At 59.5% G+C, this 14,796-nt stretch carries 10 protein-coding genes; 3 read left to right on the top strand and 7 right to left on the bottom strand.

Annotation, left to right across the window (positions count from 1 at the left end; translation table 11 throughout):
• The first annotated feature begins 10 nt into the window (after positions 1-10).
• The 3 genes from ftsA (at position 11) to lpxC (ending at position 3,596) form a co-directional block, all read left to right on the top strand.
• Positions 11-1,270 (top strand): cell division protein FtsA, encoded by a 1,260-nt coding sequence (gene ftsA, locus ACZZ0G_RS06315; RefSeq protein WP_007916987.1) that lies wholly within the window; start codon positions 11-13, stop codon positions 1,268-1,270.
• 105 nt (positions 1,271-1,375) lie between these two features.
• Positions 1,376-2,572: a cell division protein FtsZ gene (gene ftsZ, locus ACZZ0G_RS06310; protein WP_007916986.1), complete on the top strand. Its 1,197-nt coding sequence runs from the start codon at positions 1,376-1,378 to the stop codon at positions 2,570-2,572.
• A gap of 112 nt (positions 2,573-2,684) precedes the next feature.
• Positions 2,685-3,596, top strand: coding sequence for a UDP-3-O-acyl-N-acetylglucosamine deacetylase (gene lpxC / locus ACZZ0G_RS06305; protein ID WP_007916984.1), 912 nt, complete (start codon positions 2,685-2,687; stop codon positions 3,594-3,596).
• A 178-nt stretch (positions 3,597-3,774) separates the two neighbouring features.
• Here the strand turns inward: lpxC and ACZZ0G_RS06300 are convergent, their stop codons facing one another.
• The 7 genes from ACZZ0G_RS06300 to ACZZ0G_RS06270 form a co-directional block, all read right to left on the bottom strand.
• Positions 3,775-5,283 carry a sensor domain-containing diguanylate cyclase gene (locus ACZZ0G_RS06300; protein ID WP_463555645.1) on the bottom strand — a complete coding sequence of 503 codons (1,509 nt, stop codon included), beginning with the start codon at positions 5,281-5,283 and terminating at the stop codon, positions 3,775-3,777.
• A 206-nt stretch (positions 5,284-5,489) separates the two neighbouring features.
• Positions 5,490-6,806 carry an OprD family porin gene (locus tag ACZZ0G_RS06295; RefSeq protein ID WP_463555644.1) on the bottom strand — a complete coding sequence of 439 codons (1,317 nt, stop codon included), beginning with the start codon at positions 6,804-6,806 and terminating at the stop codon, positions 5,490-5,492.
• Positions 6,807-7,003: 197 nt separating this feature from the next.
• Positions 7,004-7,225 (bottom strand): hypothetical protein, encoded by a 222-nt coding sequence (locus ACZZ0G_RS06290; protein WP_463555643.1) that lies wholly within the window; start codon positions 7,223-7,225, stop codon positions 7,004-7,006.
• A gap of 280 nt (positions 7,226-7,505) precedes the next feature.
• Positions 7,506-8,870, bottom strand: a complete 1,365-nt coding sequence (locus ACZZ0G_RS06285) for a heavy metal sensor histidine kinase (protein ID WP_463555642.1) — start codon at positions 8,868-8,870, stop codon at positions 7,506-7,508.
• The gene (locus tag ACZZ0G_RS06280) at positions 8,860-9,537 is read right to left on the bottom strand and encodes a heavy metal response regulator transcription factor (RefSeq protein WP_007916978.1); all 678 of its coding nucleotides are present in this window, start codon (positions 9,535-9,537) and stop codon (positions 8,860-8,862) included. Before ACZZ0G_RS06280 ends, ACZZ0G_RS06285 begins: the two co-directional genes overlap by 11 nt.
• Before the next feature lie 9 nt (positions 9,538-9,546).
• A complete protein-coding gene (locus tag ACZZ0G_RS06275; RefSeq protein ID WP_463555641.1) occupies positions 9,547-12,648 on the bottom strand; it encodes a multidrug efflux RND transporter permease subunit in 3,102 nt (1,033 codons plus the stop codon).
• Positions 12,645-13,805: an efflux RND transporter periplasmic adaptor subunit gene (locus ACZZ0G_RS06270; protein ID WP_463555640.1), complete on the bottom strand. Its 1,161-nt coding sequence runs from the start codon at positions 13,803-13,805 to the stop codon at positions 12,645-12,647. Before ACZZ0G_RS06270 ends, ACZZ0G_RS06275 begins: the two co-directional genes overlap by 4 nt.
• Positions 13,806-14,796: the final 991 nt, after the last annotated feature.

The following is a 14,796-nucleotide window of genomic DNA, read 5'->3' as shown; positions in this document are numbered from 1 at the left end:
GGCAGGACCCATGGCAAACGTGCAAAGCGGCAAAATGATCGTCGGTCTCGATATCGGCACCTCCAAAGTGGTGGCGCTGGTCGGCGAGGTTTCCGACGACGGCTCGCTGGAAATCGTCGGGATCGGTACCCATCCGTCCCGTGGCCTGAAGAAGGGCGTGGTGGTCAACATCGAGTCCACCGTGCAATCGATCCAGCGCGCGATCGAAGAAGCCCAACTGATGGCGGGCTGCCGCATTCACTCGGCGTTCGTCGGCGTGGCGGGCAATCACATCCGTAGCCTGAACTCCCACGGCATCGTCGCGATCCGCGATCGTGAAGTCAGCTCGGCTGACCTTGAACGCGTGCTCGACGCTGCTCAGGCTGTGGCGATTCCGGCTGACCAGCGCGTGCTGCACACCCTGCCGCAGGATTACGTGATCGATAACCAGGAAGGCGTGCGCGAGCCTCTGGGCATGTCCGGCGTACGCCTGGAAGCCAAGGTTCACGTGGTCACCTGCGCCGTCAACGCCGCCCAGAACATTGAAAAATGCGTGCGTCGCTGCGGTCTGGAAATCGACGACATCATTCTCGAGCAACTGGCCTCGGCCTACTCGGTCCTGACCGACGACGAGAAAGAGCTGGGCGTGTGCCTGGTCGACATCGGTGGCGGTACCACCGACATCGCGATCTTCACCGAAGGCGCGATCCGTCACACTGCGGTGATCCCGATTGCCGGTGATCAGGTGACCAACGACATCGCCATGGCGTTGCGCACCCCGACCCAGTATGCCGAAGAGATCAAGATCCGCTACGCCTGCGCCCTGGCGAAACTGGCCGGTGCCGGTGAAACCATCAAAGTGCCAAGCGTTGGCGACCGTCCACCGCGCGAACTGTCGCGTCAGGCCCTGGCCGAAGTGGTCGAGCCGCGTTACGACGAACTGTTCACGCTGATCCAGGCCGAGCTGCGTCGCAGCGGCTACGAAGACCTGATCCCGGCCGGCATCGTCCTGACCGGTGGTACGTCGAAAATGGAAGGCGCCACTGAGCTGGCCGAAGAAATCTTCCACATGCCGGTCCGCCTCGGCGTGCCGCATGGCGTCAAGGGCCTGGATGACGTGGTGCGCAACCCGATTTATTCCACTGGCGTTGGCTTGTTGATGTACGGACTGCAAAAGCAGTCCGACGGGGTTTCGTTCTCCGGCATCGGCAGCCGCGACAGCTACAGCAACGAAGAGCCACAGGCGCCGTTGCTGGACCGATTGAAGAAGTGGGTTCAGGGCAACTTTTAAGAGCAGTTCGAAGCGTCAAGCTTCGAGCGGCAAGCAGTAGCAGTAGATGCACCGCAACAAAAAAAGCAGTAGGCGAAAAAACTAGAGAATGTAAGGAGAGGGAAAATGTTCGAACTCGTAGACAACATCCCCGCAAGCCCGGTAATCAAAGTTATCGGTGTCGGCGGTGGCGGCGGCAACGCTGTCAATCACATGGTCAAGAGCAACATCGAAGGCGTTGAGTTCATCTGCGCCAACACTGATGCTCAAGCGCTGAAAAACATCGGCGCGCGCACCATTCTGCAACTGGGTACCGGCGTGACCAAAGGTCTGGGCGCTGGCGCCAACCCTGAAGTAGGTCGTCAGGCCGCTCTCGAAGACCGTGAGCGCATTGCCGAAGTCCTGCAGGGCACCAACATGGTGTTCATCACCACTGGCATGGGCGGCGGTACCGGTACCGGTGCTGCGCCGATCATCGCCGAAGTGGCCAAGGAAATGGGCATTCTGACCGTTGCGGTAGTAACGCGTCCGTTCCCGTTCGAAGGCCGCAAGCGTATGCAGATCGCCGATGAAGGCATCCGCATGCTCTCGGAAAGCGTCGACTCGTTGATCACCATTCCTAACGAGAAGCTGCTGACCATCCTCGGTAAAGACGCAAGCCTGCTGTCGGCTTTCGCCAAGGCAGACGATGTACTGGCCGGTGCCGTTCGCGGTATCTCCGACATCATCAAGCGTCCGGGCATGATCAACGTCGACTTCGCCGACGTACGCACCGTGATGAGCGAAATGGGCATGGCGATGATGGGCACTGGCTGCGCCAGCGGTCCGAACCGTGCACGTGAAGCCACCGAAGCGGCGATCCGCAACCCGTTGCTGGAAGACGTGAACCTGCAAGGCGCACGCGGCATCCTGGTGAACATCACCGCCGGTCCTGACCTGTCTCTGGGTGAGTACTCCGACGTGGGTAGCATCATCGAAGCCTTCGCTTCCGAGCACGCCATGGTCAAGGTCGGTACCGTTATCGATCCGGACATGCGCGACGAACTGCACGTAACCGTGGTTGCCACTGGTCTGGGCGCGAAAATCGAGAAGCCTGTAAAGGTCATCGACAACACCGTTCACACCTCCATGGCTTCTGCCCAGGTGCAACAACCGGCTGCGGCCCGTCAGGAAGCGCCAGCGGTCAACTACCGTGACCTGGACCGTCCGACCGTCATGCGCAACCAGGCTCAGGCCGGTGCTGCGGCTGCCGCGAAGATGAATCCGCAAGATGATCTGGACTACCTGGACATCCCGGCATTCCTGCGTCGTCAGGCCGATTGATGGAATGTATCAGGGCTATGAAGGTGATTGGTGTTCAGCAAAGGCATGGTCTGCTATCATCGCCAGCCTTTGTTGATACCAGTTCGCAATTTGCGCTGAAGCGGCCCAAGCCATGATTAAACAACGCACACTGAAAAATATTATCCGTGCCACAGGTGTAGGCCTGCACTCCGGTGAGAAGGTCTATCTGACCCTCAAGCCTGCGCCTGTCGACACTGGCATTGTGTTTTGTCGCGCTGACCTCGACCCTGTGGTGCAGATTCCTGCCCGCGCGGAAAACGTCGGTGAAACCACTATGTCGACGACGCTGATCAACGGCGACGTCAAAGTGGACACGGTAGAGCACTTGCTCTCGGCCATGGCTGGCCTGGGCATCGATAACGCCTACGTCGAGCTCTCCGCGTCCGAAGTCCCGATCATGGATGGCAGCGCTGGACCCTTCGTATTCCTGATTCAATCGGCAGGCCTGGAAGAACAGGACGCCGCCAAGAAATTCATCCGCATCCTGCGTGAAGTGACAGTGGAAGACGGCGACAAGCGCGCCACTTTCGTCCCTTTCGAAGGATTCAAGGTGAGCTTCGAGATCGATTTCGATCACCCGGTATTCCGGGACCGCACCCAAAGTGCAAGCGTGGATTTTTCCAGCACTTCGTTCGTAAAAGAAGTCAGCCGTGCCCGTACCTTTGGTTTCATGAGTGATATCGAGTACCTGCGCAAGCACAACCTCGCACTCGGCGGCAGCGTTGAAAACGCAATCGTGGTCGATGCCGATGGCGTGTTGAACGAAGACGGCCTTCGCTATGAAGACGAATTCGTCAAGCACAAGATCCTCGATGCCATTGGCGACCTGTACCTGCTGGGTAACAGCCTGATTGGTGAGTTCAAAGGCTTCAAGTCCGGCCACGCACTGAACAACCAGCTGCTGCGCAAGTTGATTGAGCAGACAGATGCTTGGGAAGTGGTGACGTTCGAAGACGCCAGCACCGCACCAATCTCTTACATGCGCCCTGTTGCGGCAGTGTAAGTAAAAAACCTCTCTAGTTTTTTGAAGGCCATCCTCGGATGGCCTTTTTTTATGCCTGCAATTTCTCTAGTGCCTGATCCGGCCTCTTCGCGAGCAGGCTCGCTCCCACAGGAGAATGCATTTCAAATGTGGGAGCGAGCCTGCTCGCGAAGGCGCCGGTGCGATCGCCCTAGAACATTCAGGCAGCCATCACCACCCGATTTCGCCCACCTTCCTTGGCCTGATACAACGCCTTGTCCGCCGCAAACAACAGCTGTTCCAGCGTCATCTCTCTCGCCGCCGTCCATGTCGCAATGCCAATGCTCACCGTCATCGGCCGTTCGGCCCCGTCGACCAACGGCAACTGCTGCACTGCCTGACGAATATGCTCGGCAATCTGCTGCGCGCCATGACTGTCGGTCTCGGCGAGAATCACCGAAAACTCCTCGCCGCCATAACGCGCAACCAGATCCGCCGGTCGCCGTACATTCTCGGAAATGACTCGCGCCAGCGTCTTCAGTGCTTGATCCCCAGCCTGATGGCCATGCCGGTCATTGAAAGCCTTGAAGTGGTCGGCATCGATCATCATCACCGACATCGGTTTGCCTGAGCGCTGGGCGCGGAACCACTCGTGACGCAATGCTTGATCGAGCATCCGCCGATTGGCGACGCCCGTCAGCGCATCGGTGGCGGCCAGTTGCGCCAGTTCGTGCTCAGCGCGCTGACGTCGGCGCAACTCGCGGGCCAGCAGCCAGGTCAGCCACAGCAAACCCACACACAACACGCCCGTAGCGCCGCTGATCAACATCGCGGTGCGCCGCCAGGTGCCGAACACTTCATCGCTGGACAGTGCAACCATCACGGTCAGCGGCAAATTGCCGACTCGCGAATAGGTATACAGACGCTGTTGATGATCCATGCTCGAAGTACTGGTGAAACTGCCATTGCCACTCTTGTCGCGCAGAATCCGTATGACGTTGGGCCGGTTGCCGAAGCTCCTTCCGATCGAATCGCTTTGCAGATAGGGCTTCTGCGCGAGCAGGACGCCGTCGTCGTCGATGATGTTCAACGTGCTGTCCTTGCCGATGTCGAGGCTGTTGAACAACTGATCGAAGTAATCGAGCTTCATCGACGCCACGGCCACACCAGCGAACTCACCGGTTTCCGAGGAAATCCGTCGACTGAAGCTGATTCGCCACTGATTGGCATCATCGCAGTCGCAACGGGTCTTGAACGGGCGGCTGATAAACATGCCAATGTCGCGGTTAAACGCGTGGGCGAGGAAGTAATCACGGTCGGCAAAGTTGCCCGGTTTCGGCTCGACTCGCGAAGAGTCGGCAATGACATCGCCATGTTTGTCGAGGAGCAGAATGTCGCCCTTGAAGCGTGCCGTGGTGGAGCGGTCGAATAGCGCCAGATGACGAATCTGCGGTGAGACATCCTGCAGGTCATCGCGTTGCGCGGCGGCAATCAGTCCCTGCAGCGTCAGATCGTACAATTCGACCGTGCGCAGCACATCGGCGTCGATCAACTGGGCGATGGTGGTGGCGCTGCGGGTCGCCGATTCCTGAGCGTTGGCGTGCTCGCGGATCAGCAGGAACGTGACGATGCCGACGATCGCGATTACGCTCAGCAAACTGCCGCAGATCAGCAACAGTTCGGGGCGTCCGGTTTTGCCCGAAACGGGTGGGGTACGGCTCGCGATCATGATGGGCTGTCGGTTTGGGGGGAGGTCTTATAAGCGTAGTTGCACAAACACTGCTGCCGAAGCCAGAAACCATTCGCAATGTGGGAGCGAGCCTGCTCCGGGCGGCGTTCCGACGAAAAGATGTCGATTGATAGACCGCCTTCGCGAGCAGGCTCGCTCCCACAAGGGTACATCCTGGAATTCAATACGGTGTTATGGCGCCGATCTTAGAAGACGTTGATCGGGTAGTCGATGATGACGCGGTATTCATCTGTATCCGAATCAATCACGCCGTAACCGTTGCCGCCACGGTTGGTCGCCCATTGCAGGTGCACCGCCAGATCCTTGGCCTGACCGCTTTGCACAACGTACTGCAAATCCAGATCTCGCTCCCAATGCTTGGCGTTGCGACCATCGGCGCTGTACCAGTTGGAATAGCCTTTGCTGTCGGAGTCGACCTTGGTCAGGTCCACCGTGCCGCGCGAGTAGGACACAGACGAGGTTAGCCCCGGCACGCCGACGCCGGCGAAGTCATAAGCGTACTTGAGCTTCCACGAGCGCTCGTTCGGGCCGTTGAAATCCGAGTATTGCTGCGAGTTATCCAGATAAACGCTGTCGCCCTGGCTGATGTAGTCGAACGGCGTGTTGCCGTTGACCCGCTGATACGCGGCCGTAACGCTGTGATTTCCGACGCCAACGGTGAAATGCACGCTGTAGGTGTTGTTGTCGATGTTGCCCAGCAGTGCATCACCGGTGTCTTGCGTGTGATAGAAATGCAGGCCCGGGTTGAGGCTGACCAGATCGTTCAACTGCCAGGTGTAATCCAGGTCGTAGTAGTACTGGTTCCAGATGTCTTTCAACTCGGATGCATAAAGACTGCTGGTCAGACCTTCGACGCCGCTCCAGGCCACGCCGGCCCAGTTCAGGTGTTGGCTTTCGTCACCCTCGGCGAGCGTACCGTAGGAAGTGCCAATGCGTGTGTGACCGCTCTGGTTGTAAGGCTTGGTGAAACTGGCCTGGCCGCCTTCGATCAGCCAGCCGTCGAAGCTGTGATTGGTCAGACTCACTCCACGAAAGGTCTGCGGCAGCATGCGCGTTTCACCGCCAGCGATGACCGGGTTGGTGAGGAACAGGTCACCGGCCTTCAACTCGGTATCGAACGCGCGCATCTTCAAAGTGCCGCCCGCCGTGGAAAACGACCCCGGCGCTTTGCCGTTGCCATCGCTGATCGGCAGGATGCTCGAACCGTCCGTACCGCCACCACCGTCGAGCTTCAACCCGAGCATGGCATGGGCGTCAATGCCGAAACCGACCGCGCCTTCGGTGTAACCCGACTTGAACACCCCGAGAAAGGCTTGGCCCCACTCGATGTTGTCGTCCGCTTTCTGCAGGCGGCTGCGATTCATGTAGTAGTTGCGGGCGTTGAGGTTGAGGCTCGAACCTTCTACAAAGCCTTGTTCGGCAGGCTCGTCGGCGTGAGCGGCGGGAGCAATCGTTGCGGCAATTGCAATGAACAGCGGGGTGAAGCGGACTGGGTAACGCACTTGCGATGGAGCTCCTTGGGTCAACTCGCCCTTCAATGGCTTGAGGGGCTTGATGTTTCTTGTTGTTACAGACGAACCAAACGGCTTTCAGACCACAACGAAAAAAGGCCGCTGAACGGCAGCGGCCTGGAATGACGACGGTTGAACGGGAAGAGCCAAACAACCGCGTCGAGGGAAACGTTGGCGCGGGGCGCGACTCAGCTGTCTTTCTCGGACGCTTGAGCCTGGGAAGTGGCAGCCTGCGGGGCTTGCGAGGCGTCTTGCGCCTTGGCCATCACGTCGGCCTGATGCTGGTCGAATGCCTGAGCGCGAGCGACATTGTGCGCCACGAACGACTGCGATTCTTCAGCCATCGCCATCGGCGACAGGATCAATGAGGACAAAACGAACGCGCTGGCAATACCCATACTGTTGGACATCTTGAAAACCTTCTCGCTTGGCGAGTGCTGTTTGGTGCGGGCAAAGATAATGTCGCCGGGCGTTGGGAAACAGCGTGATTTTCATAAATGACTGTTACAGCAGGAGCAAAAGTCACCCCCTCACCCCAGCCCTCTCCCCCAGGGGGGCGAGGGGGAAAGGGAGCAGATTGGGGGCTTTTCAAAGCCTGAGTTCGACTGGATATTTCAGGTCGGCGTACCTTGAAAGAACAACGCGGTCAGTCCCCTCTACCTTTGGGAGAGGGCTAGGGTGAGGGGCTTTTCAGACCGGCAAATAAATCCCGAAGGTATTCATCCCCCGATCACTGCGCACAAATACATCCCCGCCATGCATCAGCGCAATCGCCTTGACGATCGCCAGCCCCAAGCCATGGTTATTGCCACTGTTGCTACGCGACGCATCCACCCGATAAAAGCGCTCGAACAATCGCGGCAAATGCTCACTGGCAATCGGCGATCCGGGGTTGGCCACACCGATACTCACCTGATGCTCATCGACCTCGATGCACACCTCGATTACCTGACCCGGACCGGTGTGCTGCACCGCGTTGCTGAGCAAATTGATCAACGCCCGGCGCAAATGCGCGACCTCGATCTGCACCAGCGCATCACCGCTGACCTGCACTTCAACCTGCGCGTCTTCAAGAATGAAATCCAGATATTCCAGCGTCGTTGCCACCTCATCCGCCAGCGAAGTGGAGGTGAGTTTGGTCGCCTTGTTGCCCTGATCCGCACTGGCGAGAAACAGCATGTCATTGATGATCGAACGCAGCCGTTCCAGCTCTTCCAGATTGGATTGCAACACCTCGAAATAGTGTTCGGCGGAGCGCCCACGGGTCAGCGCCACTTGGGTCTGGCCGATCAGATTGGTCAGTGGCGAACGCAGCTCATGAGCAACATCGGCGTTGAACGATTCCAGTCGCGAGTAGGCTTGTTCAACCCGTTCCAGCGTCGAGTTGAAGGAGTCGACAAACTGCTCCAGTTCCGGTGGCAGCGGCGACAGACGCAAGCGGCCAGCCCTTAGCGGTGGGGCCAGTCGTTGAGCTTCATGGGACAGTTTGATCAACGGCTTGAGGCCGATCCGCGCCACCCAATAACCCAGTGCCGAAGCCATCAGCACACCGACAATCGCCAGCCCGATCAAAGCGATCAACAAGTTATGTTGGGTCTCATGAAAGGTCTCGGTATCGATGCCGATCATGAAACGCAGCGTTGGACGCTGATCCTTGGCCGGCAACTCGGTGAGCAGCACTTTCAGTGGATAAGGATGGTCGGGCAACTGCAGGTCATGCATGCCCAACGGGCCTTGGGCAAACGCGCGAATCGCCGCATCCGGCTGACCATATTCGTAGCCCGGATCCCCACTTACTACCCAGAAACGAATGCGTTTGTCCTCTTCGCCGAGCAGTTTCAACTTGGCGTTGATCTTCAGCCAGTGCTCCGGCGTGCCGAAGCGATTGAGCGCCGATTCGAGCACGCTGTAACGCGCATCCAGTTCGGCTTCTGGCAGCAGCCCCAAGCCTTTGTCGACCTGCTGATACAACGCGCCGCCGATCAACAGAAACACCAGCAGCGCCACCAGCGTGAACATCCCGCTCAGGCGCAGGGCAATCGAGTTACTGGACACCACGGCTCTCCAGCACATAACCCATGCCGCGAATGGTGTGCAGCAGTTTCTCGTCGAACGGCCCGTCGAGTTTCGCGCGCAAGCGTTTGATCGCGACTTCGACGACGTTGGCATCGCTGTCGAAATTGATGTCCCAGACCATCTCGGCAATCGCGGTTTTCGAAAGGATTTCACCTTGGCGGCGGGCGAGGACGCTCAACAGCGAAAACTCCTTGGCCGTCAGATCCAGACGCGTGCCGGCGCGGGTTGCTTTACGGCTGATCAAATCTATCCACAGGTCGGCAATGCTTACCTGCACCGGTTCATGACCGCCGCTGCGCCGGGTCAGCGCTTGCAGGCGTGCGACCAGTTCGAGGAAGGAAAACGGTTTGCCGAGGTAATCGTCGGCACCGTCGCGCAGGCCTTTGATGCGATCTTCGACCCGTTCGCGGGCGGTGAGCATGATCACCGGGGTCTGCTTGCGCGCACGCAATGCGCGCAGCACGCCGAAGCCATCGAGGCCCGGCAACATGACGTCGAGGACGATCACCGCGTAGTCGCTTTCCAGCGCCAGATGCAGACCCTCGACGCCGTCGCGGGCCAGATCCACGGTGTAACCCTGTTCCGTCAGACCGCGGTGCAGATAGTCCGCGGTTTTTTCCTCGTCTTCGATAATCAGAACGCGCATGACCCTGCCTCAGTCTGTGGTCGCCAACGCCGCTACAGGCGCAGGTTTGGGCCGGTGGAACAGCCGCTCAAGCCACAAGTATATGACCGGAGTGGTAAACAACGTCAGCATCTGGCTGACCAGCAAACCGCCGACCACCGCGATGCCCAACGGCTGGCGCAATTCGGCGCCGGTGCCATAACCGAGCATCAGCGGCAGTGCGCCGAGCAAAGCGGCGAGGGTGGTCATGATGATCGGCCGGAATCGCGTGATGCACGCCTCGAAAATCGCATCCTGCGGCGACAGGCCTCGGTGACGCTGCGCCTCGAGCGCGAAGTCGATCATCAGGATGCCGTTCTTCTTGACGATCCCGATCAGCAACACCAGACCGATCAATGCCATGATCGAAAAGTCCTGGCCACAGATCCACAGCATGATCACCGCGCCCAAGCCTGCTGCCGGCAACGTCGAAATGATCGTCAGCGGGTGCACGAAGCTTTCATAAAGCACGCCGAGAATGATGTACACCGCCACCAGCGCCGCGAGAATCAACCATGGCTGACTGGCCAGCGAACTCTGGAACGCCTGTGCCGCGCCCTGGAAATTGCCGCTGATCGCAGTGGGCATGCCGATCTCGGCCTTGGCCTGATTGAGCAAAATCACTGCGTCACCCAACGCCACGCCGGGCGCGAGGTTGAATGACAGGTTGGCCGCCGGGAACATCCCATCGTGGGCAATCGACAACGGGCCAATGGTCGGCGCATCGAATTTGGCCAGCGCTGACAGCGGCACCATCTCGCCACTCAGCGGTGAGCGCAGGTAGAAATAGTTGAGGCTTTCGGCCTTGCCGCGCTGCTTGGTGTCCAGCTCCAGAATCACGTTGTACTGGTTGACCTGGGTCTGGAATTCATTGATCTGCCGTTGCCCGAAGGCATCGTACAGCGCCTCATCGACATCGCTGGCGGTCAGGCCGAAACGCGCCGCCGCACTGCGATCGATACTGATGTGGGTGATGCTGCCGCCCAGTTGCAAGTCGTTGGAAATGTCACGGAATGCCGGGTTGCTGCGCAGTTTTTCCGTAAGGCGTTGCGTCCACGTGGCGAGGGTCGCGCCGTCGTTACTCTTGAGCACGTATTGATATTGCGCACGGCTCGGGCCAGAGCTGAGGTTGATGTCCTGGCCGGCGCGCAGGTAGAGGACGATGCCGGGGACTTTCATCAGTTGCGGGCGGATGCGGTCGATGAACTGGCTGGCTGAAACATCACGGTCGCCGCGTTTTTTCAGGGCGATCCAGAAGCGGCCGTTGGCGATGGTCTGGTTGCTACCGGACACGCCAACTGAGTGGGAAAATGCCTGCACGGCGGGGTCGGCGGCGACGATTTCGGCCATCGCCAGGTGTTTTTTCACCATGTCGCCGTAGGAAATATCCGCAGCGGCTTCGGTGGTGCCGAGGACGAAACCGGTGTCCTGCACCGGGAAGAAACCCTTGGGGATAAAAATGTAACCACCAATGGCCAGCGCCAGCGATAAACCGAACACGCCAATCATCAATTTCTGATGGGCGAGGGCGCGGCGCAAACCTTTTTCGTACCAGCCGAGCAAGCGTTCGCTGAAGCCCGGTTTGTCGTGGGCGTGATGCACCGGTTTGCGCATGAACAGCGCGGCCAGCGTCGGCGCCAGGGTCAGCGAGACCACCACGGAAATCATGATGGTCGAGGTCGCGGTCAGGGCGAATTCCTTGAACAGCCGCCCGACCACGCCGCCCATGAACAGCAGCGGAATAAACGCCGCCACCAGCGAGAAACTGATCGAGACCACGGTGAAGCCGATCTCGCCGGCGCCCTTGATCGCCGCTTCGCGCATGTCGTCGCCGGCCTCCAGATGCCGGTGGATGTTCTCCACCACCACGATCGCATCGTCGACCACAAATCCCACGGCCACCACGATCGCCACCAGCGTCAGGTTGTTCAGGCTGAAACCGAGAATGTACATCAGGGCGAAACTGGCGATCAACGACACGCCGAGTACCGCCGAAACAATCAGGGTCGCTGACAATTGGCGCAAGAACAGCGCCATCACCGCGACCACCAGCAGGATAGCGATCAACAAAGTGATCTCGACTTCATGCAACGAGGCCCGAATGGTCTGCGTACGGTCGATCAGGGTTTTCACTTGCACCGAGGCGGGCAGCATCGCTTCGAGGCCGGGCAGGGCGGCTTGAATACGATCGACGGTCTCGACGATGTTGGCGCCGGGCTGGCGCGAGATCACCAGGTTCACCCCCGGCCGATCACCGGCCCAGGCTTGCACGTAGGCATCTTCCGAACCGTTGACGACTTTGGCGACATCACGCAGGTGAACCGGGGCGCCATCCTTGTAGGAAACGATGAGTTGGCTGTAGTCCTCAGGATGGAACAACTGGTCGTTGGTCGACAGCGTCGAGATGCTCGACTCGCCGTACAGCGCACCTTTGGCGAGGTTGAGGCTGGTCTGCTGGATCGCCAGACGAATGTCGGCGAGGGTCAGGCCGATGGCGGCGAGTTTGTCCGCCGAGGCTTGTACGCGGATCGCCGGACGTTGCTGACCGGTGATGTTGATTTGTCCTACGCCGTCGATCTGGCTGATCTGACGCGAGAGCAGGGTTTCCACCAGATCGCTGAGTTCGGTGCCGGGCATCTGCGTCGAGCTGACGCTGAGGATCAACACCGGGCTGTCGGCCGGGTTGACCTTCTTCCAGGTTGGCAGCGTCGGCATGTCCTTGGGCAGTTTGCCGGCGGCGGTGTTGATTGCGGCTTGTACCTCCTGCGCGGCAGTGTCGATGCTTTTATCGAGGGTGAACTGCAGGGTCAGCAGGCTGGAGCCGAGCGCACTGCTGGAGGTCATCTGGGTCATGCCGGGGATGGCGCTGAATTGCACCTCCAGCGGCGTGGCCACGGACGAGGCCATGGTGTCGGGGCTGGCGCCGGGCAACTGTGCCGAGACCTGAATCGTCGGAAATTCCGCTTCCGGCAGTGGGGCGATCGGCAAACGCGGGAAGGCAATCAAACCGACCAGCACTAGCGCGATGGTCAACAAAATTGTGGCGACCGGGTGATCGATGCACCACGTGGAGACGCCTTTGTGCGCCTTCATGGTTTCGGCTCCGCTTGCACCACCTGCGGCGGCTCGGTCATGACTTGCACGGTCGAACCGGGTTTGAGCCGCGACTGGCCGTCGGTGACCAGCACGTCACCGGCCTTCACGCCTTTGATGATGTCCTGGCCGCTGCCTTGGTAAACCATCTGCACTTGCACCGCTTCGACCTTATCGCCGTTCACGCGGTAAACGAAGTGCTGATCGAGGCCGCGTTGTACGACGGTGGGCGGGACGACCAGCGCATCTTTGTCGAGGGCTGTCTGAATTTTTACCGTGACCAGCAGGCCGGGCCAGAGCTTCTGGCTGGCGTTGTCGAATTCTGCCTTGGCGCGGATGGTGCCGGTGTTGGCGTTGATCTGGTTGTCGATCAGGGTCAGGTGACCTTCGCCGAGCAAGTTGCCGGTTTCGCCGTCGGTGTCGGCGCCGATGTAGGCCTTGACCTGTGCGCGTTGCGGATCGTTGATCAGGCCTTGCAGGGTCGGCAGCATTTGCTGCGGCAGGGAGAATTCGACGGCGATCGGGTCGATCTGGGTGACGCTGAACAGGCCGGCGGTGTCGGTCATGCGCAGGAAGTTGCCTTCATCGACTGTGCGAATACCGACGCGGCCGGTGACCGGGGAGCGGATCTGCGTGTAGGAAAGTTGTACTTGGGCTGAATCGATGGAGGCCTGGTTGCCTTGGGCCGTGGCTTTCAGTTGGTTGACCAGGGCTTGTTGCTGGTCGTAGGTCTGTTTCGAGATGCCGTCGTCGACGGTGAGCAGTTTGTAGCGTTTGAGGTTGACCAGAGCGACTTGCAGTTGTGCCTGGCTTTCGCCCAGTTGCGCGCGGGCCTGGTCGAGGCTGGCGCGGATGGAGCGGTCGTCGATGGTGGCCAGCAGGTCTCCGGCTTTGACGAGTTGGCCTTCTTTGACGAGGATTTTGGTGAGGATGCCGTCGATCTGGGGGCGTACCACGACGCTGTGCAGAGAAAGTACGGAGCCGATGCCGCTGGTGTAGCGGGGGACATCTTTTTCGCTGACCGCGATCACTCGCACGGGGATGGCGGTGGGGGTGGCGAGTTTGGTTGGGGCGGGTTTCAGGGCGTACCACAGACCTGCGCCTGCGAGGACGATCAATAGCGTGGCGAGCAGGGCTTTGTTCTTTTGGATTCGCATGCGGGGTGGGCGCCGGACGGAGTTTGGGCAGGGTTGTTGTCTTTATAAACCTGTCTGCGGGTCAGTAGGGTGACGGCTAGCTGTCAGCGCTGTCAGTTTCGCTGGGTACATATCCGTTGCTGCGGTAACGGCGGCTTAGGGTTTCGCCCTGACGGCGACTCACTTTTTTTCAAACGCCAAAAAAAGTAAGCAAAAAACGCTTGCTCCTACGTGCGGCCCGCTCGCTGGGGCTCGGGGTTCCTTCGCTCCGGGATCGATCCGGGCGCAGCGCCTACGGTTTGCTTCGCTGCACCTCCTCTCGCTGTGTTTGGCTTCGCCAAACGGTCGCTGCGCTCCCACGCCCGGATCAATCCCTCCACTCAGCCTTCCGACGTCGCCCGTGGATCAAGATCAAGAGCAGGCGAGCTGATACTCGGCCTATTGAGTGGTGAAGAGCACGGCGCGCTTGGCTTTGGTTATTGTGGTGTTCTCGCCCCTCACCCCAGCCCTCTCCCGAGGGAGAGGGGGCCGATTTGTGAGCTTTTCAGAATCTGAGTTCAACGCGCTATCGCACGTCGGCGTAGCTCTCCCAAACACCTTGATCAGTCCCCTCTCCCTTCGGGCGATCCGACGTTTCGGGAGGGCTAGGGTGAGGGGCTTTTGATCTGTTTCAGAATCTGAGTTCGGCTCGGTATTTCACGTCGGCGTATCTCTCCCAAACACCACGGTCAGTCCCCTCTCCCTCCGGGCGGTCCGACGTTTCGGGAGGGCTAGGGTGAGGGGCTTTTGATCTGTTTCAGAATCTGAGTTCGGCTCGGTATTTCACGTCGGCGTATCTCTCCCAAACACCACGGTCAGTCCCCTCTCCCTCCGGGCGGTCCGACGTTTCGGGAGGGCTAGGGTGAGGGGCTTTTGATCTGTTTCAGAATCTGCGTTCAACTCGGTATTTCACGTCGGCGTATCTCTCCCAAACACCTCGGTCAGTTCCCTCTCCCTCTGGGAGAGGGCTAGG

The organism is Pseudomonas sp. AC169 (assembly GCF_979258515.1).
The sequence above is the reverse complement of the archived record's forward strand: the minus strand, read 5'-3'. Positions and strand labels throughout refer to the sequence as shown.